Genomic DNA, 26,922 nt, shown 5'->3' with positions numbered 1-26,922 from the left:
ACACTCGTCCATCTGCGTGACCGCCACTCGGGTGCACGGTGCGGGGTTCGCCTCGATCTAGGCTGTCCGGGTGATCGACGCCGCTCCCTCCGCCTGGAACCTGGCGAACGTGCTCACGGTGCTGCGCATCGTCCTCGTCCCGTTCTTCGCGTGGGCGATGCTGGTCGACGGCGGCCACACGGTCTCGGGGCGGCTCACGGCGACGGCGATCTTCGTCGTCGCGGCGCTGACCGACCGGCTCGACGGCTGGGTCGCGCGCCGCTCGGGGCAGATCACGGACCTCGGCAAGCTGCTCGACCCCATCGCGGACAAGCTGCTCGTCGGCACCGCCCTCGTGCTCCTGTCGGCCCTGGGCGACCTGTGGTGGTGGGTGACCGTCGTCATCCTGGTCCGCGAGCTCGGCATCACCCTCATGCGGTTCTTCCTGCTCCGGTACGTCGTCCTCCCGGCCTCGCGCGGCGGAAAGCTCAAGACGGTCCTGCAGTCGTTCGCGATCGGCCTGTACCTGTTGCCGCTCGACCACCTCCCCGCGTTCGTCTCGGTCGTGGCCGCGGTGCTCATGGCGGCCGCGGTGCTCGTCACCGTCGTCACCGGGCTCGACTACGTGCGCGCCGCCGCGCGCATCCGCCGGGCCGCGGTGGTGCCGCCCGGCGCCGGGATCTGAGCCGGTGCCGCACGCAGCGGTCGTGGACGCGCGCGCCGCGAGCCTCGTCGCCGCGCTGACCGACCGTCGTCTCACGCTCGCCGTCGCGGAGTCGCTCACCGGCGGCCTGGTGTCCGCGACGCTCGTGGGCGTGCCGGGCGCGTCGGCGGTGCTGCGCGGCGCCGTCGTCGCCTACGCCACGCCGCTCAAGGCCGACCTGCTCGGCGTCGACCGTGACCTGCTCGACGCTCGTGGCGCGGTCGACCCGGACGTCGCGCGCCAGATGGCCGACGGGGTCCGCGTCCGGCTCGGCGCCGACGTCGGCCTCGCCACGACCGGCGTCGCCGGCCCGACGGAGCAGGACGGTCACCCGCCCGGGACCGTGCACGTCGCGGTGTCCTCGGCGGACCGCGTCGCCGTGCGCTCGCTCGTCCTCGACGGCGACCGTGCGCAGGTCAGGGCGGCGACCGTCGACGCTGTCCTCACGCTCGCGCAGGAGGTCCTGGGCGTGCGGTCGGGTGAGCGCAGCGGGTGATTCCTCGGTGCTGTGTCGATGTGGCCGAGACCACAGGGAACACCACGACCAGCCGGATCGTTGCAACGCACGTGATGAGCACTCGACCGCCGGTCCGCGGGAAGATCACGCACGCGGGCGGTGCAAGGTACGGTGGAACTCTCCCGGTCAAGGGTATGCCGGGGGCGGTGAAGAGCCCGGCGCACGCCACGATGCCGGTCGACGGGCAGGGACGCGACGCGAGGGGGGGAGCCCGGATGGTTGTACTCCGCCGAGAGATCGGCGACGTGCTGCGGGACGCGCGCCAGCGCCAGGGGCGGACCCTGCGCGAGGTGTCGTCGGCCGCCCGTGTGTCGCTCGGATACCTCAGTGAGGTCGAGCGAGGTCAGAAGGAGGCGTCGTCCGAGCTGCTGAGCAGCATCTGCGACGCGCTGGCCGTGCCGATGTCGCTCGTGCTGCGTGAGGTCAGCGACCGGGTCGCCGTCGCCGAGGGTCTGCTGATCCCCGACACAGTGCCCGCCGACCTCGCGGCGTCGCTGGGTGGCACCGCCGACGGCGGCTGGGCACGGCCCCGCGCCGAGCTCGCCCCGATCGGCTGACGACACGAACCACATCGACGAGGCCCGCGTCCCTCTCCCAGGGACGCGGGCCTCGCGCATTCCCGCACGGTGCCGTCGCACGGCAGACGTGCGTCAGGCACCTGCCGGCCGCGTGACGGGCGACGGCGCGGCCTGGCACCGAGGGCAGTAGAAGACCGGTCGCTGCATCGGCGGTCGCCGCGCCTCACCACGAGCGACCGGCGTGCCGCACCGCACGCACGGCCGCCGGAACCGCCCGTGCACGTGCCCCGGCGGGCGTCCGCTCGTGACGGACCGCTGCATGAGTCGGCGTGCCACCAGCAGCAGCCGCCCCGGGTCCGGCACCTGGTCGGCGGGGAGCCACGGCCACAGCCGCTCGGCGAACAGCGACTCCGCCATGAAGATCGTGCCGATGCCCGCGACCACCGTCTGGTCGAGCAGCACCTCGGCGGCCGGCGTGGCGCCCTGGGCGGCCCAGCGGGTGAGCGCCTCGGCGGCGTCGAACGGGTCGTCGAGCACGTCCGGTCCGAGGTGGCCGATCAGCGTGTGCTCGTCGCGTGTCGCCACGACGTCGAGCATGCCGAGCAGATGGCCCACCGCCGTCCAGGTGTCCGTCGCGAGCACCGCCCTGATCTGCGGCGACCGCTCCCTCGACCCGGACGGCTCGGTGCGGTGGACCCGCCAGTAGCCGTCCATCCGCAGATGGGTGTGCAAGGTCCGGCCGTCGTCGAACCGGGTCAGCAGGTGCTTGCCGTACGGGCGGGTGCCCAGCACGGTCCGCCCCACCAGGTCGACGGTCGCGGCGGTGGGCCAGCGCAGGTCCGCGCGGGCGAGCGGCGACCCGACGAGCGCGAGGTCGAGCCGCGCGGCGGTCCGGCGCAGCACGTCACCCTCGGGCACGCGCGCCCCCGTCCGTCGTCCTGGCCGGGCGGCTCACGACGAGCCCCGCAGCCGCAGCCCGCGCGGCGTCGGCGCGAAGCCGGCGGCGACGAGCGCCTGCCCCACCGGCCCGTGCAGGGCGCCGCCGGCGAGCACCTCGACGCCGTCGACCCGGCTCACGGTGAGCCGCCCGGCGTGCCGCACCCGGACGGTCGTCGCGAGTCCGTCGGCGGCGGCCCGCAGCACGTCCACGTCGTCGTCGAACGAGAGCAGCGTGCGCCCGCCCCGTTCGAGGTAGAGGACGAGCGCCCCGTCGACGAGCACCACGAGCGCGCCCGCCTTGCGGCCAGGCCGGTGCCGGCCGGTCGTCCCGTCGCCGGGCGACCCCGGGTCTGGCCACGCGAGCGCCGCGCCGTACGGGTTGCCGGGGTCGGTCGCCGCGAGCACGACGACCAGGCGCTCCGGTGTCGCATCGACGTCGGTGGCCCGCTCGACCACCTGCGCGTCCACCCGCAGCCGGTCGACCGCGCCCGGCAGCGCGAACTGCGAGCCGCCCAGCCGCTCGACGAAGTAGCCGCGGCGTACCTGGCCGCCCTGCTCGAGCGCGGCCAGCACACGGTAGACGTCCGCGAACCGGGTGCCGAGGCCCTCGGCAGGCGCGACGGCACGCGTGAGGACGCCGTGCCGGTCGAGCAGCTGCGCGGCCAGCGCGTGCGCGCGCAGCGTGGGGTCGGCCTCCCGCGCCGGCAGCAGCGACCAGCGGCCGCCGCCCGCGACCGCTCCGCCGTCGCCCGCTCTCCCGGCCGCACCCGCAGCGCCCGCGGCCGCGCCGGCGACGCGGAGCTGCGCGCGCAGGCCGAGCCGAGGGCGCAGGGGGTGGCTCCGGGGCGTGGCCGCCCGGCTGCGGTGCGCGGTCGGACCGGTGCCGAGCCAGGCCCGCAACGGCGCGAGGCTGTCGTTCGTGACCCGGCCCGCCCACACGAGGTCCCACAGCGCGACGGCCACGTCGGCCGAGGACGTCCGGGGCCGTGGCGGGTCGGCGTCGGCGGGCTCGAGCAGCACCTGCACGCGCTCGGTCAGCGCGCCGAGGAACCACGCCCCGCCGCCGGCGAGCGCGTCGAGCACTGCGGCGTGCAGGGGCGTGTCGACCGATGCGGTATCGGGATCGACCGGCGGGAGCGTCAGGTCGGCCACGCTCGTCGGGTGCAGCGACACGAGACCGTCGTGGCCCGCGAGCGCACCGTGACCGGCCCAGAGCACCTCTCCGGCGGCGGTGAGCTCGTCGAGCATCGCCGGGGAGTAGTCCCGCACGCGAGCCGGGAGCACATGCGTCTCCCAGGCAGAGGCGGGCAGGACGGTCCCGGCGAGCTGCTCGACGACCCGGGCGACGCCGTCGACGCCGCGCAGCGTCCCGGTCGCCGAGGCGTGCCCGGCCCGGTCGACCGGGTGCACGCCCTGCCAGCGGGGCAGGAACACGCCGAGCGCCTGCGGGTCGACGGGCTCCACCTGCGCGCGCAGCGCGGCCAGCGACCGCCGGCGCAGCGTCCGCAGCACCTCCGCGTCGCAGAACTCGTCGCCCGTGCCGCCCAGCTCGGTCGGCCGAAGTCGACCCTGGACGAGCACGCCCGCCGACTCCAGGCGGCGCAGCGCGTCGTTCACGACGGCGACACCCCAGCCGAACCGTGCCGCGGCCTGCGCGGCGGTGAACGGGCCGTGCGTGCGGGCGTGCCGCCGCAGCAGGTCGCCCACCGGGTCGGGCACGACCTCGGTGAACACCTCCGGCACCCCGACGGGCAGGGCGACGCCGAGCGCGTCGCGCAGCCGCCCGGCGTCCTCCACGGCCGCCCACTGCTCGGCCCGGTCGGGCGCGACGCCGCCGAGCCGCACCCGGATGAGGCGTCGCGACCGCTCAAGCTCGGCCAGCCAGCCGGCGACCTCCGTGACGACCTGCGGCTGCACGCGCTCCGCGGCCTCGGTCAGGGTGAGCGGACCCTGGCGGCGGACCATGTCCGCGACCTGCTCGAGCGTGCCCGCCTGACGTTCCGGCGCGCGGCCGCTCAGCTCGGCCTCCGTGCGCAGCACCGCCTGCGGGTCGAGCAGGTCGGCGAGCTGCGACTCCCCGCCCTGACCGAGCAGCTCGGCGAGGAGCGTCGGGTCGAGCGTCAGCGCGGCCGCCCGGCGCTCGGCGAGGGGCGCATCGCCGTCGTAGAGGAACTGCGCGGTGTAGCCGAACAGGAGCGACTGGGCGAACGGGGACGGCTGCGGCGTCGTCACCTCGACCACCCGGACGCGTCGCTGTGCGACGTCGCGCATGAGCGCGGTGAGCGACTCGGTGTCGAAGTCGTCCTGCAGGCACTCGCGCACGGCCTCGAGCAGGATCGGGAAGTCGGGGTACTGCGACGCGACCGCGAGCAGCTGCGCGGACCGCTGCCGCTGCTGCCACAGCGGCTGTCGGCGGTCGGGGCGGCGGCGCGGCAGCAGGAGCGCCCGGCTCGCGGCCTCGCGGAACCGCGCGCCGAACATCGCGGACGAGCCGAGCTCGGCGCGCACGGAGTCGAGCACCTCGTCGGGATCGACGAGCAGGTCGGCGAGGTCGATCTCGGGGCCGGCCGAGTCCGACCACGGGTCGGCCGTCGCCAGGTCACCGGCGTCGAGCACGTCGGGCAGGCGCAGCACGATCCCGTCGTCCGAGTGCATCGCGGCCGCGTCGACGCCGTACCGCTCGCGCAGCCGGGCTCCGATGACGATCGCCCACGGGGCGTGCACGCGCGCGCCGTACGGGGAGTGCAGCACCACCCGCCAGTCGCCGAGCTCGTCGCGGAACCGCTCGAGCACCAGCACGGTGTCCGTCGGCACCTCCCCGGTCGCGGCACGCTGCTCGGCCAGGTAGGCGAGCAGGTTGTCGGCCGCCCAGGGGTCGAGCCCGGCCTCCTCGACCTTCGCGCGCGCCGCGTCGTCGGGGAGCGACCCGAGCTCACGGACCCAGCCGCCCATCGCGGCCCCCAGCTCGGCGGGTCGGCCGGGGGAGTCGCCCTTCCAGAACGGCAGCCGGCCGGGGACGCCGGGCGCCGGCGTGACGAGCACCCGGTCGGGTGTGATGTCGTCGATGCGCCACGTGCTCGACCCGAGCGTGAACGTGTCGCCGACGCGCGACTCGTAGACCATCTCCTCGTCGAGCTCGCCGACCCGCTTGCCGCCGCGCACCCGGCCCCCGGTCCGCTCGGCGTCGACGGGCACGTCGCTCGTCGTCGCGCCGCTCGCCAGGAACACCCCGAACAGCCCGCGGTCCGGGATCGTCCCGCCGCTCGTCACCGCGAGCCGCAGGGCACCGGGCCGTGCGGTGAGCACGTCCCGCACCCGGTCCCAGACGATCCGGGGGCGCAGCTCGGCGAACTCCTCGCTCGGGTACCGGCCAGCGAGCATGTCGAGCACCGCGCGCAGGGTCGCGTCGCCGAGCGCGGCGAACGGCGCCGCTCGCCGCACCACGGTCGCGAGCGCGTCGAGCTCCCAGTCCTCGACGGCGACCATGGCGACGACCTGCTGCGCGAGCACGTCGAGCGGGTTGTGCGGCACGTGCAGCGCCTCGAGCGCCCCGGACCGCATCCGTTCGGCGGTGACCGCGGCGGGCACGAGCTCGCCGCGGAACGTCGGGAAGACGACCCCGCGGGACACGGCCCCGACCTGGTGGCCCGCGCGTCCCACGCGCTGCAGGCCCGACGCCACCGACGGCGGTGACCCCACCTGCACCACGAGGTCGACCGCACCCATGTCGATCCCGAGCTCGAGCGAGCTCGTCGCGACGACCGCCGGGAGCTGGCCGGCCTTGAGCTCGGACTCGGTGCGGGTGCGCTCCGCGCGGCTCATCGACCCGTGGTGCGCCCGAGCGAGGATGGTCGACGCGTCGCGCGTGTCCATGCCGACGCTCGTGCCCGACTGCGCCGGCACGGACGCGGGCTGCAGCGTGCCGGGGTCGGGCACGTCGAGGCCCGACCGCTCCGCCCACACCTCGTTCATCCGCGACGTGAGCCGCTCCGCGCCGCGCCGCGAGTTCGTGAAGACGAGCGTCGAGCGGTGGTCCGCGACCAGGTCCACCACCCGCTCCTCGACGTGCGGCCAGATCGACGGCCGGGGCAACGGCGCCTCGGCCTTGCCCGACAGCTCGAGCTCCAGGTCGGGTGTGCCCTCGCCGCCCGCGGCGCGCAGGTCGGACAGGTCGGGGACCGGGACGACGACGTCGACCTCGATCTTCTTGGTCGACGGCGGCTGCACGACGACGACCTCCCGGCCGCCGTCGGCCACCGGACGGGCACCGCCCAGGAACTCCGCGACCGCCTCGACGGGCCGCACCGTCGCGGACAACCCGATCCGCTGCGCGGGACCCGGACCGCCGGGCCGGTCGAGCAGCGCGTCGAGCCGTTCCAGGGACAGCGCCAGGTGGGCGCCGCGCTTGGTGCCGGCGACGGCGTGGATCTCGTCGAGGATCACGGTGTGCACGCCGGCGAGGCCTGCGCGGGCACCCGACGTCAGCACGAGGTACAGGGACTCGGGCGTGGTGATGAGGATGTCCGGGGGCTTCGTCGCGAACGCGCGGCGCTCGGCGGGCGGTGTGTCCCCGGTCCGGATGCCGACCGTGACGTCCGGCAGCGTCCGGCCCAGCCGCGTCGCGGCCTGCCGGATGCCGACGAGCGGCGACCGCAGGTTGCGCTCGACGTCCGTCGCGAGCGCCTTGAGCGGCGACACGTACACGACCCGGCAGCGCTGCACCGGGTCGTCGGGCACGTCGCCCGTGAGGAGCCCGTCGAGCGCCCACAGGAAGGCCGCGAGCGTCTTGCCCGAGCCCGTGGGCGCGACGACGAGGGCGTGCTGACCGCCGCTCACGGCGGACCACGCGCCGAGCTGGGCGGCGGTCGGCTCCGCGAAGGCGCCCTCGAACCACGACCGCGTCGGGTCCGAGAACCTGCTGATCACCACGCCGCCATTGTGTCGGGCTGCACCGACACGCGCGCCGCAGCCTCGACAGATGGCAGGCTGGCCCCGTGAGGTTCCGCGAGTTCTGGCTGCTGGTCGACGACGTGCTGGGACCTGCGCAGGGACGCGCGCTGACCCGTGAGCTCGTCATCGGCGCGCTCGGCAACAAGACGGCCGAGGAGGCGCTCGCCGAGGGTGTCGAGCCCCGCGACGTCTGGCATGCGCTGTGCGACGAGCTCGACATCCCCGACCCGCAGCGGTGGGGCACCGACCCCCACCGCGTGGCCCCGCCGCGGCGCTGACCCGTGGCGACCTCGCGCGCGTTCCGGCCGACCCTCGCGGACCTCGGGGACGCGGCGCTGAGCCTCGCGACGACGGCGCTGGGTCTCGGCGTCGCGATCGCGCTCGTCGACGGCGTGAGCGCTCCGAACCCCGCGTCCGTCGTGCTGGTCGCGGTCGTCGTCGCCGTCGGCGACCTGCTCCTGCGGGCGCCGCTGCGGGTGTTCGCGCGGTTCGCCGGCGCGATGGGTGCGCTCGCCGCCGGCCTCCTCGTCCAGGTCGGGGTCGCGTGGGCCGCGCTCGCGGTGGTCCCGGGCATCGAGGTCTCCTCGCCGTGGGCCGCGGTCGAGGTGCTCGTCGTCGCAGCCGTCGTGATGGCGGCCGGGCGGTGGATCTGGGGCGCGAACGACAGCGACTACGTCATCGCGGACGTCCTGCGCCGAGCCCGTCGCCGGGCCCGTCGCGCCGAGCCGGGCCGACCCGGGGCTCCGGTCGCGGGGCCCGTCCGGGAGGCCGGGCTGCTCGTCGTGCAGCTCGACGGCGTGGCGTACCCCGTGCTGCAGGAGGCCATCGAGGCCGGGCTCGCGCCCACCGTGCAGCGCTGGCTCACGAGCGGGAGCCACGACATCGAGACGTGGTGGGCCCGCGTCCCGTCGACGACGCCCGCGAGCCAGGCCGGCCTGCTGCACGGCGACTCGACGCAGATCCCCGCGTTCCGCTGGTGGGACCGCGGCCTGCGCCGGCTCGTCGTGACGAACCACCCGACCGACGCCGCACTGGTCGAGCAGCGGCTCACCTCCGGCAAGGGCCTGCTCGCGGGTGGCGGCACGGCGGTGTCGACGATGTTCTCGGGCGACGCGGCGACGAGCTTCCTCGTGATGAGCCGCACCCGCAGCCCGGGCCCCGACGGCAGCCGGGCCGGCCTCGGACCGGGACCGTCGTTCCTGCGGTTCTTCGCGAGCCCCTTCGTCCTCGCCCGCGCGCTGAGCCTGTCGCTCGGCGAGATGGTCAAGGAGCTGTACCAGGCGCGACGGCAGCGGATACGGGGCGTCGAGCCGCGGATCTCGCGGGGCGGGTGGTACGTCGTCCTGCGCGGCGTGACGAACGTGATGATGCGCGACCTGTCTACGTCGCTCGTCGCGGAGGCCCTCATGCGCGGCGACCCGGCCGTGTACGTCGACCTCGTCGACTACGACGAGATCGCGCACCACGCGGGCCCCACCCGGCCCGAGTCGCTGCGGTCGCTCGAGGGGCTGGACCGCGTGCTGCGGACCCTGGAGCAGGTGTGCGAGGTCGCGCCGCGCGACTACCGGTTCTGCGTGCTGTCCGACCACGGGCAGGCGCTCGGGGCGACGTACGAGCAGGTCGAGGGGCGCTCGCTGCTCGACACGGTGCGCGAGCTCATGGCCGACCCCGCCGCCGAGGGCGTCGAGAGCAGCACGACGGAGGACTGGGGCCCGCTCAACGCGCTTCTGACCAGTGCGTTCACCACGCCGGTGCTCGGCCCCGACGGCGCGCGGCCCGGACCCGCCGAGACCGACGAGGAGCTGCCCGAGGTCGTCGTCGTCGGGTCGGGGAACCTCGGCCTCGTGTGGTTCCCGAGGTCCCCGCACCGCCTGGTGCTCGAGGACCTGCAGGAGCGGTGGCCGGGCCTCGTCGCGGGGCTCGCGGCGCGTCCCGCGGTGGGTGTCGTCGTCGTGGACACGCGCGAGCGCGGCCTCGTCGCGATCGGCCCGCGCGGCCTGCGGCTGCTGGAGCGCGACGACGAGGTCGAGGGGGAGGACCCGCTGGCCGCGTACGGTCCCCGCGGCCGCGCCGACCTCGTGCGGGCCGCGCGCCTCGAGCACACCGGTGACCTGCTGCTCGTCTCGGTCGTCTCCGAGCGCGGGCACATCCACGCGTTCGAGGGCCAGGTCGGGTCCCACGGCGGCATCGGCGGGAACCAGAACCGTGCGTTCCTCCTGCACCCGACGCCGTGGCCCGTGGACGACGACCTGCGCGAGGACGTCGGCGGCGACCGGATGCTCGTCGGCGCCGAGCAGGTCCACACGCAGCTCGTGCAGTGGGCCGCGGCCGCGGGGCTGCGCCCGTGACGACGTTCGTCCGCTGGCTCGGCCACGCGAGCACCGCGATCGACGTCGACGGCGTCCGGGTGCTCACCGACCCGCTGCTGCGCCGGCACGCGGGCCTGCTGCGGCGGCGCGGCGAGCAGCCGCTCAAGGAGCACTGGTCGGGTGCGCAGGCCGTGCTCGTCTCGCACCTGCACCACGACCACGCAGAGCTCGGATCGCTGCACCTGCTCGACGGCGTCCCGGTCCTCACGGCCCTCGCCAACGCGCGCTGGCTGCGCGGTCACGGGGTCGCGTCCGCGCAGGGCCTCGGCGAGCGTGCCTGGTGGACCGTGCCGGGCACGGACGTCGAGGTGCGGATGATCCCCGCGGTCCACGTCGACCGGCCGATGCCGCACCGGCCGAACTCCGCGCACGGGTTCCTCGTGAGGTCGCCCTCGACGCGCGTGTGGTTCGCGGGCGACACCGCGCCGTACGCCGCGATGAGCGACCTGCCGGGGCTGGCCGGCGGCCCGATCGACCTGGCGCTCGTGCCGGTGGGCGGCTGGGGTCCTCGGCTCTCGGGCGGTCACATGGACCCGGTGCAGGCGGCGCGCGTGTGCGCGGTCGTCGGGGCGCGGGTGGCGGTGCCGGTGCACTGGGGGACGTTGCACCCGCCGGTGTCCCGCCGCCTGCCGCCGGGGTGGATGGACCGGGCGGGGCCGGCGTTCGCGCACGCCGCCGACCGGGTCGCCCCCGGGTGCCGGGTGCACGTGCTGGCGCCGGGCGAGGGCGTGACGGTCGACTGAGCTCCGTCGCCGACACGCGGTCGGCGTGTCGCTGGCATCGAACACGTGTTCGGCTACTGTGGTCCTCGGGTGACCGCCTCCGAGCCGCCCACAGCCCGCGCCGGCGTCTGCCGGACCCGCGGACCGTGCCGGGGCGGAGGTCATGTCGGTGGTCGGGCATAGCGTCACCCGAGACGAAGACCAGCCCCCGCAGGCGCAGCGCGATCGCTGCACGAGACGAACAGGTGGCAGACCATGCCCGCACCCCAGGACCGCGCGAAGGCCCTCGAGGCCGCCCTCAGCCAGATCGACCGCCAGTTCGGCAAGGGCTCGATCATGCGCCTCGGCGACGAGGGCCGTGCCCCCGTCGAGGTCATCCCCACCGGTTCGATCGCGCTGGACGTCGCGCTCGGCATCGGCGGGCTCCCGCGCGGCCGGATCATCGAGGTCTACGGGCCTGAGTCCTCCGGCAAGACGACGGTCGCGCTGCACGCGGTCGCCAACGCGCAGAAGGCCGGCGGCATCGCGGCGTTCATCGACGCCGAGCACGCGCTCGACCCCGAGTACGCCAAGAAGCTCGGTGTCGACACCGACGCGCTGCTGGTCTCGCAGCCGGACACCGGCGAGCAGGCGCTCGAGATCATGGACATGCTGATCCGCTCCGGCGCGATCGACATCATCGTCATCGACTCCGTCGCGGCGCTCGTGCCCAAGGCCGAGATCGAGGGCGAGATGGGCGACAGCCACGTCGGTCTCCAGGCCCGCCTCATGTCGCAGGCGCTGCGCAAGATCACCGGTGCGCTCAACCAGTCGGGCACCACCGCGATCTTCATCAACCAGCTGCGCGAGAAGATCGGCGTGTTCTTCGGCTCGCCCGAGACGACGACCGGTGGCAAGGCGCTGAAGTTCTACGCCTCCGTCCGTATGGACATCCGCCGCATCGAGACCCTCAAGGAGGGCACCGACGCGGTCGGCAACCGGACCCGCGTGAAGATCGTCAAGAACAAGATGGCGCCGCCCTTCAAGCAGGCCGAGTTCGACATCCTGTACGGCGTGGGCATCTCGCGCGAGGGCAGCCTCATCGACCTGGGCGTGGAGCACGGCTTCGTGCGCAAGTCGGGCGCTTGGTACACGTACGAGGGCGACCAGCTCGGGCAGGGCAAGGAGAACGCCCGCAAGTTCCTCAAGGACAACCCCGACCTCGCGGACGAGATCGACAAGAAGATCAAGGAGAAGCTCGGGGTCGGTGCGCGTGTCGACCTTCCTGCGGACGTGCCGCCGCCGGTCGACTTCTGAGCACGTCGGGGAAGGACGTGACAGGCACGGCACGCCGTCGGGGGTGGCGTCAGGACGAGCCGCCCCCGACGGGTGCCGCCGCGCAGGACGCCGAGCCGGACCACGAGTCCGTGGCCCGCGCGATCGCACTGCGCCTGCTCACGGGCGCGCCTCGGAGCCGGTCGCAGCTCGCCGAGGCGATGGCTCGGCGCAACGTCCCGGAGGACGTCGCCGATCGCGTGCTCGACCGGTTCACCGAGGTCGGGCTCGTGGACGACGCGGACTACGCGCGGACGCTCGTGCGGACCCGCCACGCGGAACGAGGGCTGTCGCGTCGGGCGATCGCCGTCGAGCTGCGCCGCCGCGGTATCGCGGAGGACGTCGCGGGCGAGGCGCTGACCCAGGTCGACGAGGACGACGAGGAGGAGGCGGCGCGCGAGCTCGTGCGCCGCAGGCTGGCCTCGACGGCGGGCCTCGACCCGCAGGTGCGGGCCCGCCGCACGTATGCGGCGCTCGGGCGCAAGGGCTATCCGCCGGGCCTCGTGGGCCGGCTCGTGCGGGAGGCTCTCGCCGCCGAGGGCGCCGGGCAGGACGAGGACGACGTCCTCTAGCCCGCCGGGCCGCGCGCAGGTGGTCGGCGTGACGTGAACCGATGAGGGCGCGCGCGTACCGGGCATTCCGGGACTCTCGTGACGAAGGCCTGCGCCAACGCGCTCGGCAACCGCGTGGAGGTCATCCGCGCCGCGGATCGCGTAGGTGACAATGACGGGACAGGTCGTCGTCCGACGGCAGGTCGCCGCGCACGAGGTCCGGTCCCGGACCCCGCACGCCGTCGTGGGGTGCTCTCCACGAGATCTGGAGGAACAGGTGGAGGCTGGCCCCATCGCCACCGTCATCGGCCTGCTCGGCGCCTGCCTCGTCGCGCTCATCCTGGTGCTCGTCGCGCGCCGGGAGGCGTCGGCCCAACGGTCCCGTGCGGCGGAGGACGTGTCGTCGATCAAGCAGGACGCCCGCGCTCTCCTGGCGGACGCGGAACGGCGCGAGCGTCGCGTCGCGGAGCGGGAGCAGGCTGTCGACGTCGAGAGGGTCCAGGTCGAGGAGCTGGAGGCGAAGGCGCGGGCGCAGGCCGAGGAGGCCGCCGAGGCGCGCCGCGCGAGCGAGCGGCTGCGTGAGTCGGCCGAGCGGGACGCCGAGCGGTTGACCGCCGAGACGGAGCGTGCGGCGGCCGCGCGGCTCGCCGAGGCAGAGCGGCGCGCGCTGGCCGAGCTCGAGCAGGTGAGCGGCCTGTCCGTCGACGACGCCCGGGCCGAGCTCACGCGACGGCTGCTCGAGCAGGCGCAGAACGACGCGGCCGCGCAGGTGCGGCGTGCCGAGGCGCAGGCCCGCCGCACCGCGGACGCGCGTGCACGACGGATCGTCGCGACGGCGCTCCAGCGGACAGCCGTCGCCACGAGCGCCCAGAGCGCGATCACGGTGCTGGCCCTGCCGTCGGACGAGATGAAGGGCCGGATCATCGGCAAGGAAGGCCGCAACATCCGCGCCTTCGAGGCGCTCACCGGCGTCAACGTGCTCGTGGACGAGCAGCCCGACTCGGTGGTCCTGTCGTGCTTCGACCCCGAGCGCCGTGAGGTGGCGCAGGTCGCGCTCGAGGCGCTCATGGCCGACGGTCGCATCCACCCGCAACGCATCGAGGCGGCGTACGCGGAGGCGGTCGCGGGTGCCGACGAGCGCACCGAGACCGCGGGGCACGACGCCGCCGAGCGGGCCGGGGTCACGGGCCTGCACCCGGCGCTCGTCCGTACCCTCGGGCGTCTGCGTCTGCGCACGTCGTACGGGCAGAACGTCCTCGAGCACGTCGTCGAGTCCGCACTGCTCGCGGCCGGGGTCGCCGCAGAGACCGGGGCGGACGTCGAGGTCGCCCGCCGCGGGGCGCTGCTGCACGACATCGGCAAGGCCCTGACCGCCGAGGTGCCCGGCACGCACGCGATCGTCGGCGCCGACCTCGCACGCCGGCACGGGGAGTCGGACGCGGTCGTCAACGCGATCGCGGCGCACCACGACGAGGTGGCCCCCGAGACGGTCGAGGCGGTGCTGGTGCAGGTCGCGGACGCGATCTCGGCTGCCCGTCCCGGTGCACGGCGTGGCGACGAGCTCGACCAGTACGTCGAGCGGATGGACAAGCTCGAGCAGCTCGTCACGGCCCACGCGGGTGTGCGCCGCGCGCTGGCCATGTCGGCGGGGCGCGAGGTGCGTGTCGTCGTGGAGCCGTCGGAGGTCGACGACACGGCGCTGCCGCAGCTCGCCGTGGCGATCGCGCGGCACATCGAGTCCGACCTCACCTACCCGGGCGAGATCAAGGTCACCGTGGTCCGGGAGATCCGCGCGAGCGCCACGGCCGGCTGACCTCGGGGTCCTCGCCGAGGAAGTCGCGAGACGACACGACGACACGACGACACGACGACCGTGCGGCCGGACGAGTGCCGACCCGTCAGGAGTCGCGGGTCGCGACTACCAGCGTCGGGGCCTCCGCACGCGCCCGACCCGCCGTACGGCGCCCCACCCGTCCGGCGAGCAGGCCGGCGAACCGGGTGAGCGCGTAGTTGATGACGATGAAGATCCCGGCGGCAACGAGCAGCGCCTGCAGGATGTTGCCGTTCGCGGACCCGAGCCGTCGGGCGGCGTCGAGCAGGTCGGGGTACGTGATGATGTACCCGAGCGCGGTGTCCTTGAGGATGACGACGAGCTGGCTCGCCAGCGCCGGCAGCATCGCGATGAGCGCCTGCGGCACCTCGACGATCCGGAGCGACTGCGAGCGGCGCAGCCCGACCGCGAGGGCCGCCTCCCGCTGGCCACGCGGCAGCCCGTGCACGCCGGAGCGGACCAGCTCGGCGAACACGGAGCCGTTGTACAGCGTGAGACCGAGGACCACCGCGACGAGCGGCAGGTCCGTGGGGTCGACGAGGTGCAGGTGGCCGAGCCCGAGGTAGAAGAAGATCATCATGAGCAGCACCGGGACGGCCCGGAAGAACTCGACGACGGCGCCGCTCACCGTCCGCACGGCACGCGATGCGGAGAGCCGGCCGAGGCCGAACACGATGCCGAAGATCCCGGCGGTGACGATCGAGATGCCCGCCGCCCGCAGCGTGTAGCGCAGGCCGGGCAGGAGGAAGTTCGTCCAGGCGTCCCCGGTGAGGAACGGGGTCCAGAGCTGCGACTCGAGCTGCCCCTTGGCGCCGAGCCGGACGAGGACGACAGCCCCGATGCCTGCGACGGCGACGGCCGCGACGGCGTTGACCCACCGCATGCGCCGCCGCGCGCGCGGCCCGGGCGCGTCGAACAGGACCGAGTCGCTCATCGGGCCACCGCCAGCCTGCGGGACAGCGCCGTGGTGGCCAGGCCGATGGGGACGACGATGACGGTGAAGCCGGCGGCGAAGGTGAGGAAGATCGCGAGGCTGACGTCGGGGCGGAACTCGATCATGGTGCGCATCAGTCCTGACGCCTCCGCCACCGACCCGGCGGCGGCGACGGTCGAGTTCTTGGTGAGGGCGATGAGGACGTTGCCGAGCGGTGCGATCGAGCCGCGGAACGCCTGGGGGAGGATCACGAGCCGCGCGGCCGGCCAGAAGCCCAGGCCGATGGCCCGAGCCGCCTCCGCCTGGCCGACGGGCACGGTGTTGACGCCGGACCGCAGCGCCTCGCAGACGAAGGCCGCGTGGTAGGCGGCGAGCCCGACCACCGCGAGCCGGAAGAAGTTCGTCTGGAAGTTCGTCGACAGCGTGATGCCGAGCTGGCCCCACAGGCCGAGCACGCAGAACACGATGATGATCGTCAGCGGTGTGTTCCGCAGGAGCGTCACGTAGGTGGACCCGGCCCAGCGCAGGCTCGGCACGGGGGAGATGCGCATGATCGCGAGGATCGTGCCGCCCACGAGGGCCAGGACACCGGCGAAGAACGTGAGCTGGATGTTGACCCAGAACGCCGCGGCCACGTCGAACTCGTCGAACAACGACAGGTACTGGCTGAGGTAGCCGTCGTCCACCGGCTCTCCTTGCGGGTCGGGGTGCGGGTCGGGGGTGCGGGTCGGGGGTGCGGGGCGGCGCTCGCACGGTGGCCGGGGCGGTCCGACGGGTCGTCGAGCCGCCCCGGCCGGCGTCAGGTCAGCCGCACGCGGCGGGCGTCGGCGGGTTGAGGTCCGCGTTGGCCTTGTAGCCGGAGGCGCCGACGTTCTTGTCGAGCAGCTCCTGCCAGGTGCCGTCGTCGATCATCGCGGTGATCGCGTCGTTGATGTCCTGGCACTTGTCGGTGTCCTTCGGCAGGCCGACGCCGTAGTTCTCCTCGGAGAACGGGTTCCCGACGACCTTGACCTTGCCCTTGTTCGCCGGCACCGCCGCGAGGCCGGCGAGGATGATGTCGTCGGTCGTGACGGCGTCGACGGTCCCGGCCGTCAGGGCGGTGACGCACTCGGCGTACCCGGGCTGCTCGAGCAGGTTCGTGCCGGCTGCGTACTCGTCCTTGATGCGCTGGGCGGACGTCGACCCCGTGACGGAGCACAGATTCTTGCCCTCGAGGTCCTCGGGGCCCTTGATGCTGTCGTCGTCGGCCGCGACCAGCAGGTCCTGCCCGGCGACGAAGTAGGGCCCGGCGAAGGAGACGACCTCCTTGCGCTTGTCGGTGATCGAGTACGTCGCGAAGATCATGTCGACCTGGCCCGTCTGCAGCAGGTTCTCGCGCTGGGCGGACGGGGCCTGGACCCACTCGATCTGGTCCTCGGAGTAGCCGAGCTTGCCGGCGACGTACTTCGCGACGTCGACGTCGAAGCCGGTGTACTCGTCACCGTCCTGGAAGCCCAGGCCCGGCTGGTCGAACTTGATGCCGATCCGGACGGTGCCCGAGGCGCCGCCGGTGACGTCGGCGGAGCTCTCGCCCGTCGACTCGTCCCCGCTGTCGCCCCCGCTCGAGCAGCCGGCGAGCGCCAGCATGGCGGCGGCGGTCAGTGCGACGGCCAGTCTTCCTGTGCGCATTGGTGCGTCCCCCTTCGTGTCAGGTGAGGTGTCGGTGCAGTTCTCTCGGGGTGTGTCTCGATCCGTGCTGTCGTGGGTCGGTCAGGGGTGGTTCAGTGGGTGAGGATCTTGGACAGGAAGTCCCGCGCGCGGTTGCTGGTGGGCGCGGTGAAGAACGTGTCGGGGTCGGCCTCCTCGACGATCTGCCCGCCGTCCATGAACACGACGCGGTGCGCGGCGCTGCGGGCGAAGCCCATCTCGTGCGTGACGACGAGCATCGTCATGCCCTCGCGGGCGAGGCCGACCATGACGTCGAGGACCTCGTTGATCATCTCGGGGTCGAGCGCGGACGTGGGCTCGTCGAACAGCATGACCTTGGGGTCCATCGCGAGCGCCCGGGCGATGGCGACGCGCTGCTGCTGCCCGCCGGACAGCTGGGCGGGCAGCTTCGCGGCCTGGTCGCCGACGCCGACGCGGTCGAGCAGCTCGCGGGCGCGCGCCTTGGCGACCGAGCTCTTGACGCCCTTCGCCTTGATCGGCCCGAGCGTGACGTTGTCGAGCACGGTCCGGTGCGCGAAGAGGTTGAACGACTGGAACACCATGCCGACGTCGGCGCGCAGCCGGGCGAGCTCGCGTCCCTCCTCGGGGAGCTCCTTGCCGTCGACGGTGATGGTGCCGGAGTCGATGGTCTCGAGCCGGTTGATCGTGCGGCACAGCGTCGACTTGCCGGACCCGGACGGCCCGATGATGACGACGACCTCACCGCGGTGCACGGTGAGGTCGATGTGCTGGAGCACGTGCAGCGGGCCGAAGTGCTTGTCGACGTCGCGCAGGACGACGAGCGGCTCGCCCACGGGTCGGTCCTCCTGCGCGGAGGCCGGGCCGGGGGTCGGACTCGATACGGGGGGTGCGAGGTCCGCCATCCGTCGAACCTAGGGTGGTTTGTCGGAAAATGCGACCACGATCGGTCACGGTCGTGCAACGACGAGGTCAAGCCGCGCAGGTCCAGGGGGCACGGCGCCGGGGTCGTACCCTTGTCGGTGATGTCCACGACCCTGCCGCTGCCCGCCCTCGACCGCGCCGAGCGCGTCGAGACCGGGACCACGACGACCGACCGGCCCGACGAGCGCACCGGCGCGCCGTCGATCGCGCGCACCTACGTGGTGAAGACGCTCGGCTGCCAGATGAACGTGCACGACTCCGAGCACATGGCCGGCATGCTGGAGCAGGCCGGGTACGTCGCGGCGAGCCCGGCGGACGCCGCGGCCGAGGACGCCGACGTCATCGTCATCAACACGTGCGCGGTACGCGAGAACGCGGCCGACAAGCTGTACGGCAACCTCGGCCGGCTGGCGGGCACCAAGCGGGCGCGTCCGGGCATGCAGATCGCGGTCGGCGGCTGCCTGGCCCAGAAGGACCGCGCGGGGATCGTCGACCGGGCCCCGTGGGTCGACGTCGTGTTCGGCACGCACAACCTCGACGTGCTCCCGGTGCTGCTGGAGCGTGCCCGGCACAACCAGCGCGCCGAGGTCGAGATCGCCGAGTCGCTGCAGGTCTTCCCGTCGACGCTGCCGACCCGCCGCGAGTCGGTCTACGCCGGCTGGGTGTCGATCAGCGTCGGCTGCAACAACACGTGCACGTTCTGCATCGTGCCGCACCTGCGCGGCAAGGAGCGCGACCGTCGGCCGGGCGAGATCCTCGCCGAGGTGCAGGCGATCGTCGACCAGGGCGCGATCGAGGTCACGCTGCTCGGCCAGAACGTCAACTCGTACGGCGTCGAGTTCGGCGACCGCGCGGCGTTCGCCAAGCTGCTGCGTGCCGCGGGCGCGGCCGACGGGCTCGAGCGGCTGCGGTTCACGTCGCCGCACCCGGCCGCGTTCACGGACGACGTCATCGAGGCGATGGCCGAGACGCCGACCGTCATGCCGCAGCTGCACATGCCGCTCCAGTCGGGTTCCGACCGGGTCCTGCGCGCCATGCGGCGCTCCTACCGGTCCGACCGTTTCCTCGGCATCCTCGACCGGGTCCGGGCCGCGATGCCCGACGCGGCGATCACGACCGACATCATCGTCGGATTCCCGGGCGAGACCGAGGAGGACTTCGCGGAGACGCTGCGCGTCGTCGAGGCGTCGCGCTTCTCGTCGGCGTTCACGTTCCAGTACTCGCCGCGCCCTGGCACGCCTGCGGCGGACCTGCCCGACCAGCTGCCCAAGGCCGTCGTGCAGGAGCGGTACGAGCGGCTGGTCGCCCTGCAGGAGCGCATCTCCCTGGAGGAGAACCAGGCGCAGGTCGGCCGCACGGTCGAGGTGCTGCTCGCCGAGGGTGAGGGTCGCAAGGACGGCGCCACCCAACGGCTCTCGGGCCGGGCGGCGGACAACCGTCTGGTCCACCTCGCGCTGCCGCCCACGCTCGCGGACGGCGACGCGCCGCGGCCCGGCGATCTCGTGACCGTCGAGGTCACCCACGGCGCCCCGCACCACCTCGTCGCGGACTCGGCGCTCGTGCCGGGCGGCACGTTCGCCGTGCGGCGCACGCGCGCAGGGGACGCCTGGGACGCCCGGCAGGGCGGGGGCGACGAGCACGCGCACGGCAGCGACGCATGCGGCACCGGCGCCGCTCCGGCCGGACCAGTGAGCCTCGGTCTGCCGACCCTCGGCGTCCCGCGTCGCTGATCGCGCGCCGCTCGTGCATCGTCGCACCCGGCTGCGACGCGCCGTCACCGGCGCTCGGGCGGCCGGCGTGCGCTGAGTGCGTCAGGCGTCGGGCCGGCCCGTCCGCGCGACATACGTCAGTTGTCGGGCAGGTCAGCCGCGCGGCATGCGTCAGTTGTCGGGCAGGTCCGCCGGCGGTGCGTCGTCCCGGGGGAGCAGCCCGTCGAGCGCCGTGAACATCTGCACGCCCGTGCCCAGTCCGCACGCGACGAGCTGAGCGAGCTGCAGATCGGTCGCGCCCGGCTCGAAGTCGGACGACACCTCGCTGTAGAGCGCGAGCACGCCCTCCTCCTCGCGCACGTACGCCTTGGGCCAGATGCGCTCGCGGTTCCAGTCGTTGACCGCGAGGCCGACGGCGGCGCGCTGCTCGAGGGGGAGGGACCGGTGCCAGCGTCCCCGGACCTGCAGGATCTCGTTCTGCTCGCCGAGCAGCAGGAACCAGAACCGGCTCCCGTCCCACGTCCCGGTGAGGTCGCCGTCGTCGTCGACCACGAACCGGTAGCCCCGGCTCAGCAGGTAGTCGCCGACCCGGTCACGCGACAGCGGGCGCGGCGGCTCGTCGTCCGGCGAGGGCCGCTTGGTCGGCTTCGGCAGCCCGCCGAGCACGCGCAGCAGCCAGCCTGGTCCGCTCATCGCACCTCCCCCCTCACGGCGCAGTCCCGGCAGGGTCGGGGTACCGCTCGTCGAGCGCGTCGAAGAACATGCTGCCCGTGGAGAGGCCGCAGAACAGCACCTGGCTGAGCTGCGCGTCGGTCGCGCCGTGCTCGAGATCGGTCGCGACCTCCGACACGACGTGCACGCGGCCGTTGTCACGCACGCGGACGTAGGCCTTGGGCCAGATGCGGTCGGCGTTCCACTCGTTGCACAGGTCGAGCACCTCCTCGAGCCGCTCGATGGCGATCTCCCGGTGCCACTGCCCGCGCACCTGCAGGATCTCGGCCTCCTCGCCGAACAGGAAGAAGTAGAACAGCCGTCCGCGCCACAGGCCGCCGAGGTCGCCGTCGTTGTCGACGAAGTAGCTGAACTGGTTCTGCGTCATCCACCGCGCGATGCGGGCGGGGCTGACCGGCGTCGGCACGTCCTCGGCGGGCTCGGCGACCCCGAGCTCGCGCGCCAGCAGCTCGGCGACCTGGTCGTGCAGCTCGTCGTCGGTCTGCTCGGCGCGGCGCGCGGTCGCGGGTCGCCGGTCGACGGCGCGCGAGGCCGCGCGCGGTCGGCGCGCGATCCATCGACGAGCACGGCGGGCGAACGAGGCCATGGGCCGACACTACCGGGGGGCGCCCACGCCCGGGTCCCGGCGTCGCCTGACCGGGCCCGCCCGGGGTGCCCGCTACGGTCGGCTCATGCTCGTCGCCGCGGCCCTCGTGCCCGACACCGCCCTGCTCGTGCCCGGCGCCGCTGGGACAGCCGACCCGGTCGCCGACCTGCGGGAGGCGGCGCTCCGGGCGGTCGCCGCAGCGGTCGCCGGGGCGGGCACGGTCGTCGTCGTCGCGCCCGGCCGTGCGGTCGCCGAGATCACCGGGACGGTCCGCGGCTCGCTCGGTGCCGCGGGCGTCCCCGACGCGATGCTCGGCTGGCCGGTGCCGGAGCGCACGCTCGGCGGGCCGCCCGACGGCTCGCCGCGCCCCGGTGATTCGGCGGACGGCGCTCCGAGCCTCGGCGTCCCGGCCGCCGTCGCGCTGCACCTGCTGGCCCGCGCAGGCTGGGGCGGTCCGCTGCGGGTGCTCGAGGTCGCCGACGCCGACGACCTCGCCGCTCGTGGTCGCGCTCTCGTCGCGCACGACGACGTCTCGCTCGTCGTCGTCGGGTCGGGCAGCGGCCGGCACGGGCCCGACGCACCGCTCGCCGACGACCCGCGGGCCCCGGCGTTCGACGAGCACGTGCTCGCCGCTCTCGCCGACGGGGGACCGCACGCGCGGGCAGACCTCGCAGCGATCGACCCGGCGATGGCCGGGGAGCTCGCGGTCACCGGCCGGGCGCCGTGGCAGGTGCTGCTCGGCGCGGTCGGCGACGCGGACGTCCGGGCGACGCTGCTCGCGGCCGGCACCCCGTCGGGCGCGCAGCACGCCGTGGCCCTGTGGTCCGTGGCCGGTGGCCCGGCGAGCGGCGGGTAACCTCTCGGTGCCCCCCGAGACGATCCCCAGCGACGAGGTCCCGATGTCCACCGACGCCACCGAGCACGAGATCCGCCCCTTCGTGATGAGCCGGGTGGGAGCGCGGCTCGACGAGCACGGCGACGCGTACCACGTGGACGACGAGGGCAACCTCATCGGCCAGTGGGACGCGCACCTGTTCCGCTTCTTCTCGCTCGGCAACGACGGCGAGGTGCTCCAGATCCGCGGCCGCTGGGCCCGTGAGCTGCCGCGCAGCGAGTTCGGCGCGGTCCTGTTCGCGGCGAACGGCTGGGCGGACAACGTCATCTGGCCGAAGATCTACGTCCGCGTCGAGGACGACATCGTGCGCGTGTACACCGAGCACAGCGTCGACTACACGCACGGCGTCACGGACGCGCAGCTCGACCTGCACATCCGGTGCGGCCTCGGTGCGTCGCTCGGGTTCTTCCAGGCGCTCGACGAGCAGTACCCCGCCGACGAGTGACGCCGTGACGCTCGTGGTGGCGGTCGTCGGCCCGACGGCGACCGGCAAGTCGGACCTCGGGCTGGCCCTCGCGCACGCGCTGGACGGCGAGGTCGTCAACACGGACGCGATGCAGCTGTACCGCGGCATGGACATCGGCACGGCCAAGCTCACGCCCGACGAGCGGGAGGGCGTCCCGCACCACCTGCTCGACGTGCTCGACCCGCACGAGGACGCGACCGTCGCGGACTACCAGGCGCGGGCCCGCGCCGCGCTCCGCGACATCGACGCCCGCGGCCGACGCGCGGTCGCTGTCGGCGGGTCCGGCCTGTACGTCCGCTCGCTGCTCGACCACATGGAGTTCCCCGGCACCGACCCGGACGTCCGCGCGCGGCTCGAGGAGCGCGTCGAGGCCGAGGGGTCGCGCGCGCTGCACGCCGAGCTCGCGGCGGTCGACCCGGTCGCGGCCGAGGGGATCGGCCCACGCAACGCCCGCCGCATCGTGCGCGCGCTGGAGGTCATCGAGCTCACGGGCCGCCCCTACTCGGCGTCGCTGCCGCAGCACGTCTACGAGGTGCCCGCGGTGCAGATCGGGCTCGACTGCGACCGGCCCGTGCTCGACGAACGCGTCGCGGGCCGGGTCGGACGGATGTGGAGCCGGGGGCTCGTCGACGAGGTCGAGCGGCTCGCGGCCGCGGGCCTGGGCCGCACGGCGTCCCGTGCCGTCGGCTACGCCGAGGTGCTCACGATGTTGCGCGGCGAGGCAAGCCCCGACGACACCCGGGCGGCGATCACGGCCGGCACGCGCCGGCTCGCCCGCAAGCAGATGGGCTGGTTCGGCCGCGACCCGCGCGTGCACTGGCTCGACGCGCAGGACCCGGACCTCGTCGAACGCGCCCTCGGACTCGTGTCGCTGGCGGACGCGGGCCGGCTCGGGCTCGCGACGGACGACCCGGCACCGCGACGTAGTCTGGGCTCATGACCTCTGCCGTCGCACCGACCTCGACGGACGCCGCACCGGTGCCCGTGCACGCCTCGGCGACGCTGCAGGTCACCAAGGGGCACGGGACGCAGAACGACTTCGTGCTGCTCGACGACCGCGCCGGCGCCGTCGACCTCGGCGCCGCGCTGGTGCGCGAGCTCGCGGACCGTCGCGCGGGCCTGGGCGGTGACGGCGTGATCCGCATCGTCGCGAGCGAGCGGCTCCCCGAGGGCGCCGCCGTGCTCGCCGAGGAGCCCGCCGCCACCTGGTTCATGGACTACCGCAACGCCGACGGCTCGGTCGCCGAAATGTGCGGCAACGGCGTCCGGGTGTTCGCGGCCTACCTGGAGCGCCTCGGTCTGTGGGACGCCGCCGACGGCGAGCTCGCGCTGGGCACGCGTGCCGGCGTCCGTCGGGTCCGCCGGGTGCCGGTGCCCGCCGGGGTCCCGGACGACGTCTGGTACGCGGTCGACATGGGCCGCTGGTCCGTCCCCGGCGGCGCCGCCGCGGTCGAGGCGGGCGCGGACGCGGACGTCGAGGTCGCGGGCCTCTCCGTCGCGCGCGCGGCCCTCAGCATCGACGTCGGCAACCCGCACACCGTCCTGGCGCTGCCTGACGAGGCCGAGCTGGCCGCCGCCGACCTCACCAGGGCCCCGGTGGTCACCCCGACCCCTCCCGTCGGCACGAACGTCGAGCTGGTCGTGCCGCTCGGTGAGGAGCGCACCCCCGAGGGCACGGTCGTGGGCCGCGTCCGGATGCGCGTGCACGAGCGGGGGGTCGGCGAGACCCGCTCGTGCGGCACGGGTGCGTGCGCGGCCGCGCTCGCCGTCCGGACCTGGGCGGGACAGGGCGCGCCCGACCAGTGGCTCGTCGACGTCCCCGGCGGCACCGTGCGCGTCACCGCGCTGCCCGACGGGCACGTCGAGCTGGCCGGTCCCGCCGTCCTCGTCGCCGACGCGACCGTCGACCTGACGGCCCTCGCCGCCGGGCGTTGATGTCGGTGGAGCTCACCGCGGCGGACCTCGGTGCGCCCCTCGGCGCCCGGGCGACCGTCGTCGAGTTCTCCAGCGCGTTCTGCGCACCGTGCCGGGCCACCCGGCTCGTCGTCGAACGGGCTGTCGCGACCACGCAGGACGTCGCGTTCGTGGACCTCGACGTCGCACGGCACCTGGAGCTGGGGGAGCGGCTCGGCATCGACAGCACGCCCACGGTCCTCGTCCTCGACGCCACGGGTGCCGTGCGGCGCCGGGCGACGGGCACCCCGACCCTCGCGCAGGTCCGCGCGGCGATCGCAGTCGCCGGCGGCTGACGCACGGCCCGGTGACCCGGCCTGACCGGGACCTCGCCGGCGGCGGCGCATGGTCAGTCGTCGCCCGCCGTCCTCCGTGGACGGTCGTCAGCGGTCCCGGACCGTCAGGACGCGGAACCCCTTCGCGCTCGCGGTCCGGTCCACGCTCGACGTCGGCCCGAGCTGCTCCGCGAGCCAGCGCTGCAGCGAGTCGGCGCCGAGGTTCTTCCCGACGACGAGGTGCGCCTCGCCGCCGGGCGCCCGCCGGGGCAGCCAGCGCAGCAGCAGCGCGTGCAGCGCCTCCTTGCCGACGCGGATGGGCGGGTTCGACCAGAGCGCGGCGAACCGGACGTCGTCCGGGACGTCGTCGGGCAGCGCGGCCACGACGTTCGACGCGCCGACGCGCTCGGCGTTGCGACGCACGAGGTCGAGCGCGCGCTCGTTCACGTCGACCGCCCAGACCCGTGCGTGCGGTGAGGCGAGCGCCAGGCTCAGCGCGACCGGTCCCCAGCCGCACCCGAGGTCGAGCAGGTCGCCGGTCGACGGGGGAGCGGGCACGGTACGCAGCAGCACCTGGGTACCGAGGTCGACGTGGTCGGGAGAGAAGACCCCACCTGCGGTCTCGACCTGCAGCGTCCGGCCCGCCAGCTCGACGGTGATCGCGCGCCGCTCGTCGGGGGACGCGGGCTGTGCGGTGAAGTAGTGGTCGTGCCCGGTCACGGCGCCGACCCTACCGGGTGCCCGAGCGCGTGCCCGCACCCGCTCGCGCGCTCGGCCGGGAGCGAAATGCGTCGCCCGTCGGCGGCCCGCGTGCGACCCTGGAGTGACCCCTGGACGAGAGGAACCGCGTGAACGACCCGCAGCACACCACCCGCGAGACCGAGGCCGTCGTGCCGGCCCGGACGCCGCAGGAGGTGGCCGACGACGTCGTCGCGCGCGTGCTCGCCCGGGCAGGCACGGCGGTCCACGACGGAGCCACGGTGCACTCGTCGTACGACGGGGACCAGCTCGACCTCGAGGAGCGCACGTCGCTGCGCCGCGTGGCGGGCCTGTCGACCGAGCTCGAGGACGTCACCGAGGTCGAGTACCGGCAGCTGCGGCTCGAGAAGGTCGTGCTCGTGGGCCTGTTCGGCCAGGGTTCCGCGGAGGACGCCGAGATCTCCCTGCGCGAGCTCGCCGCGCTCGCCGAGACGGCCGGCTCCGAGGTGCTCGACGGCCTCCTGCAGAAGCGCCGCACGCCCGACCCCGGCACGTACCTCGGTTCGGGCAAGGCGGCCGAGCTCGCGCAGCTCGTGGCCTCGGCCGGCGCCGACACGGTCGTGGTCGACGGCGAGCTCGCGCCGTCCCAGCGCCGCGCGCTGGAGGACATCGTGCGGGTCAAGGTCGTCGACCGGACGGCGCTGATCCTCGACATCTTCGCCCAGCACGCCAAGTCCCGGGAGGGCAAGGCGCAGGTCGAGCTCGCCCAGCTCGAGTACCTGCTCCCGCGCCTGCGCGGGTGGGGCGAGTCGATGTCGCGGCAGGCCGGTGGCCAGGTCGGCGGCGCCGGTGCGGGCATGGGGTCGCGCGGTCCCGGTGAGACGAAGATCGAGCTCGACCGGCGTCGGATCCGCAACCGCATGGCGAAGCTGCGTCGGGAGATCGCCGCGATGGAGCCCGCGCGCCTCACCAAGCGGGCGTCGCGCAAGAAGCACGCGATCCCGTCGGTCGCGATCGCGGGCTACACCAACGCGGGCAAGTCGTCGCTGCTCAACCGGCTGACGAACGCCGGCGTGCTCGTCGAGAACGCGTTGTTCGCGACGCTGGACCCGACGGTCCGGCGCGCCGAGACCACCGACGGCCGGGTGTACACGCTCGCGGACACGGTCGGATTCGTGCGCGCCCTGCCGCACCAGCTCGTCGAGGCGTTCCGGTCGACGCTCGAGGAGGTCGCCGACGCCGACCTGATCCTGCACGTCGTCGACGCGTCGCACCCCGACCCCGAGGGGCAGATCGCGGCCGTCCGCCACGTGTTCGCCGACATCCCCGGCGCGATGGACGTGCCCGAGATCATCGTGCTGAACAAGGCCGACATGGCGTCCGCCGAGGCCATCGCTCGGCTGCGGTCCCGCGAGGTCCACTCGGTGGTCGTCTCGGCGCACACCGGTGAGGGCATCGAGGAGCTCCAGGCGCTCGTCGCGGACCAGCTGCCGCGGCCCGGTGTCGCGGTCGACGTGGTCGTGCCGTACCACCGTGGCGACCTGGTCAGCCGCGTCCACGAGCACGGCGACATCGAGTCCGAGGAGCACGTCGCGCACGGCACGGCGCTGCGCGCGCGGGTCGACGCGGGGCTCGCGGCCGAGCTCGAGGCGGCCGCCCAGCCGCGTGCCTGACAGGCGACCGAGAGCCGG

At 74.4% G+C, this 26,922-nt stretch carries 25 protein-coding genes; 16 read left to right on the top strand and 9 right to left on the bottom strand.

Annotation, left to right across the window (positions count from 1 at the left end; all coding sequences use genetic code 11):
• The first annotated feature begins 70 nt into the window (after positions 1-70).
• From pgsA to J7523_RS05990, 3 genes are all read left to right on the top strand, one after another.
• Positions 71-664, top strand: coding sequence for a CDP-diacylglycerol--glycerol-3-phosphate 3-phosphatidyltransferase (gene pgsA, locus J7523_RS06000; protein WP_291883597.1), 594 nt, complete (start codon positions 71-73; stop codon positions 662-664).
• A 22-nt stretch (positions 665-686) separates the two neighbouring features.
• On the top strand, positions 687-1,178 hold the full coding sequence (locus tag J7523_RS05995; protein WP_291883594.1) for a CinA family protein: 492 nt from the start codon (positions 687-689) through the stop codon (positions 1,176-1,178).
• 236 nt (positions 1,179-1,414) lie between these two features.
• Positions 1,415-1,756 (top strand): helix-turn-helix transcriptional regulator, encoded by a 342-nt coding sequence (locus J7523_RS05990; RefSeq protein WP_203755220.1) that lies wholly within the window; start codon positions 1,415-1,417, stop codon positions 1,754-1,756.
• Positions 1,757-1,849: 93 nt separating this feature from the next.
• Here J7523_RS05990 and J7523_RS05985 read toward each other — a convergent pair whose 3' ends face one another.
• Both J7523_RS05985 and J7523_RS05980 read right to left on the bottom strand, forming a co-directional pair.
• Entirely contained in the window at positions 1,850-2,635 is a 786-nt protein-coding gene (locus J7523_RS05985) for a DNA-formamidopyrimidine glycosylase family protein (protein WP_291883587.1), read from the bottom strand.
• A gap of 33 nt (positions 2,636-2,668) precedes the next feature.
• On the bottom strand, positions 2,669-7,585 hold the full coding sequence (locus tag J7523_RS05980) for an ATP-dependent helicase (protein ID WP_291883584.1): 4,917 nt from the start codon (positions 7,583-7,585) through the stop codon (positions 2,669-2,671).
• Positions 7,586-7,650: 65 nt separating this feature from the next.
• Between J7523_RS05980 and J7523_RS05975 the strand changes: the two genes are divergently transcribed.
• The 6 genes from J7523_RS05975 (at position 7,651) to rny (ending at position 14,375) form a co-directional block, all read left to right on the top strand.
• Positions 7,651-7,884: a DUF3046 domain-containing protein gene (locus tag J7523_RS05975; protein WP_291883581.1), complete on the top strand. Its 234-nt coding sequence runs from the start codon at positions 7,651-7,653 to the stop codon at positions 7,882-7,884.
• A 3-nt stretch (positions 7,885-7,887) separates the two neighbouring features.
• Complete coding sequence (locus tag J7523_RS05970; protein ID WP_291883578.1) at positions 7,888-9,954, top strand: alkaline phosphatase family protein; 2,067 nt, start codon at positions 7,888-7,890, stop codon at positions 9,952-9,954.
• Positions 9,951-10,718, top strand: a complete 768-nt coding sequence (locus J7523_RS05965; protein WP_291883575.1) for an MBL fold metallo-hydrolase — start codon at positions 9,951-9,953, stop codon at positions 10,716-10,718. The genes J7523_RS05970 and J7523_RS05965 overlap by 4 nt, the downstream gene beginning before the upstream one ends.
• Positions 10,719-10,952: 234 nt before the next feature.
• The gene (recA, locus tag J7523_RS05960) at positions 10,953-11,993 is read left to right on the top strand and encodes a recombinase RecA (protein ID WP_291883572.1); all 1,041 of its coding nucleotides are present in this window, start codon (positions 10,953-10,955) and stop codon (positions 11,991-11,993) included.
• Between the two features lie 17 nt (positions 11,994-12,010).
• On the top strand, positions 12,011-12,583 hold the full coding sequence (locus tag J7523_RS05955; protein WP_291883569.1) for a regulatory protein RecX: 573 nt from the start codon (positions 12,011-12,013) through the stop codon (positions 12,581-12,583).
• A gap of 256 nt (positions 12,584-12,839) precedes the next feature.
• Positions 12,840-14,375 carry a ribonuclease Y gene (rny, locus tag J7523_RS05950; protein ID WP_291883566.1) on the top strand — a complete coding sequence of 512 codons (1,536 nt, stop codon included), beginning with the start codon at positions 12,840-12,842 and terminating at the stop codon, positions 14,373-14,375.
• An 85-nt stretch (positions 14,376-14,460) separates the two neighbouring features.
• Here the strand turns inward: rny and J7523_RS05945 are convergent, their stop codons facing one another.
• The 4 genes from J7523_RS05945 to J7523_RS05930 form a co-directional block, all read right to left on the bottom strand.
• On the bottom strand, positions 14,461-15,327 hold the full coding sequence (locus J7523_RS05945; RefSeq protein WP_291883562.1) for an amino acid ABC transporter permease: 867 nt from the start codon (positions 15,325-15,327) through the stop codon (positions 14,461-14,463).
• Positions 15,324-16,013 carry an amino acid ABC transporter permease gene (locus J7523_RS05940; RefSeq protein ID WP_291883560.1) on the bottom strand — a complete coding sequence of 230 codons (690 nt, stop codon included), beginning with the start codon at positions 16,011-16,013 and terminating at the stop codon, positions 15,324-15,326. Before J7523_RS05940 ends, J7523_RS05945 begins: the two co-directional genes overlap by 4 nt.
• 118 nt (positions 16,014-16,131) lie before the next feature.
• Positions 16,132-16,995 carry a glutamate ABC transporter substrate-binding protein gene (locus J7523_RS05935; protein ID WP_291883557.1) on the bottom strand — a complete coding sequence of 288 codons (864 nt, stop codon included), beginning with the start codon at positions 16,993-16,995 and terminating at the stop codon, positions 16,132-16,134.
• A 92-nt stretch (positions 16,996-17,087) separates the two neighbouring features.
• Positions 17,088-17,828, bottom strand: a complete 741-nt coding sequence (locus tag J7523_RS05930; RefSeq protein ID WP_363266556.1) for an amino acid ABC transporter ATP-binding protein — start codon at positions 17,826-17,828, stop codon at positions 17,088-17,090.
• A gap of 189 nt (positions 17,829-18,017) precedes the next feature.
• Here J7523_RS05930 and miaB point away from each other — a divergent pair, with 189 nt between their 5' ends.
• Complete coding sequence (miaB, locus tag J7523_RS05925) at positions 18,018-19,646, top strand: tRNA (N6-isopentenyl adenosine(37)-C2)-methylthiotransferase MiaB (protein WP_291883552.1); 1,629 nt, start codon at positions 18,018-18,020, stop codon at positions 19,644-19,646.
• A gap of 150 nt (positions 19,647-19,796) precedes the next feature.
• On the opposite strand, the gene J7523_RS05920 is transcribed toward miaB, so the two are convergent.
• Both J7523_RS05920 and J7523_RS05915 read right to left on the bottom strand, forming a co-directional pair.
• The gene (locus tag J7523_RS05920; protein ID WP_291883549.1) at positions 19,797-20,318 is read right to left on the bottom strand and encodes a YbjN domain-containing protein; all 522 of its coding nucleotides are present in this window, start codon (positions 20,316-20,318) and stop codon (positions 19,797-19,799) included.
• A 13-nt stretch (positions 20,319-20,331) separates the two neighbouring features.
• The gene (locus tag J7523_RS05915; RefSeq protein WP_291883546.1) at positions 20,332-20,943 is read right to left on the bottom strand and encodes a YbjN domain-containing protein; all 612 of its coding nucleotides are present in this window, start codon (positions 20,941-20,943) and stop codon (positions 20,332-20,334) included.
• 85 nt (positions 20,944-21,028) lie between these two features.
• Between J7523_RS05915 and J7523_RS05910 the strand changes: the two genes are divergently transcribed.
• Genes J7523_RS05910 through J7523_RS05890 form a run of 5 tightly spaced genes read left to right on the top strand, consistent with a single transcriptional unit; the run spans position 21,029 to position 24,553 of the window.
• Positions 21,029-21,799 (top strand): hypothetical protein, encoded by a 771-nt coding sequence (locus J7523_RS05910; protein ID WP_291883543.1) that lies wholly within the window; start codon positions 21,029-21,031, stop codon positions 21,797-21,799.
• Between the two features lie 43 nt (positions 21,800-21,842).
• Positions 21,843-22,283, top strand: coding sequence for a YbjN domain-containing protein (locus J7523_RS05905; RefSeq protein ID WP_291883540.1), 441 nt, complete (start codon positions 21,843-21,845; stop codon positions 22,281-22,283).
• Positions 22,284-22,287: 4 nt separating this feature from the next.
• Positions 22,288-23,244 carry a tRNA (adenosine(37)-N6)-dimethylallyltransferase MiaA gene (miaA, locus tag J7523_RS05900; RefSeq protein ID WP_291883537.1) on the top strand — a complete coding sequence of 319 codons (957 nt, stop codon included), beginning with the start codon at positions 22,288-22,290 and terminating at the stop codon, positions 23,242-23,244.
• The gene (gene dapF, locus J7523_RS05895) at positions 23,241-24,239 is read left to right on the top strand and encodes a diaminopimelate epimerase (protein ID WP_291883534.1); all 999 of its coding nucleotides are present in this window, start codon (positions 23,241-23,243) and stop codon (positions 24,237-24,239) included. The genes miaA and dapF overlap by 4 nt, the downstream gene beginning before the upstream one ends.
• Entirely contained in the window at positions 24,239-24,553 is a 315-nt protein-coding gene (locus tag J7523_RS05890) for a thioredoxin family protein (RefSeq protein ID WP_291883531.1), read from the top strand. The genes dapF and J7523_RS05890 overlap by 1 nt, the downstream gene beginning before the upstream one ends.
• Before the next feature lie 87 nt (positions 24,554-24,640).
• Here J7523_RS05890 and J7523_RS05885 read toward each other — a convergent pair whose 3' ends face one another.
• Entirely contained in the window at positions 24,641-25,252 is a 612-nt protein-coding gene (locus J7523_RS05885) for a methyltransferase (RefSeq protein ID WP_291883528.1), read from the bottom strand.
• 128 nt (positions 25,253-25,380) lie between these two features.
• Between J7523_RS05885 and hflX the strand changes: the two genes are divergently transcribed.
• Positions 25,381-26,904 (top strand): GTPase HflX, encoded by a 1,524-nt coding sequence (gene hflX, locus J7523_RS05880; protein ID WP_291883526.1) that lies wholly within the window; start codon positions 25,381-25,383, stop codon positions 26,902-26,904.
• Positions 26,905-26,922: the final 18 nt, after the last annotated feature.

The sequence above is a fragment of the Cellulomonas sp. genome, assembly GCF_017744555.1.
Lineage (GTDB): Bacteria > Actinomycetota > Actinomycetes > Actinomycetales > Cellulomonadaceae > Cellulomonas.
The sequence above is the reverse complement of the archived record's forward strand: the minus strand, read 5'-3'. Positions and strand labels throughout refer to the sequence as shown.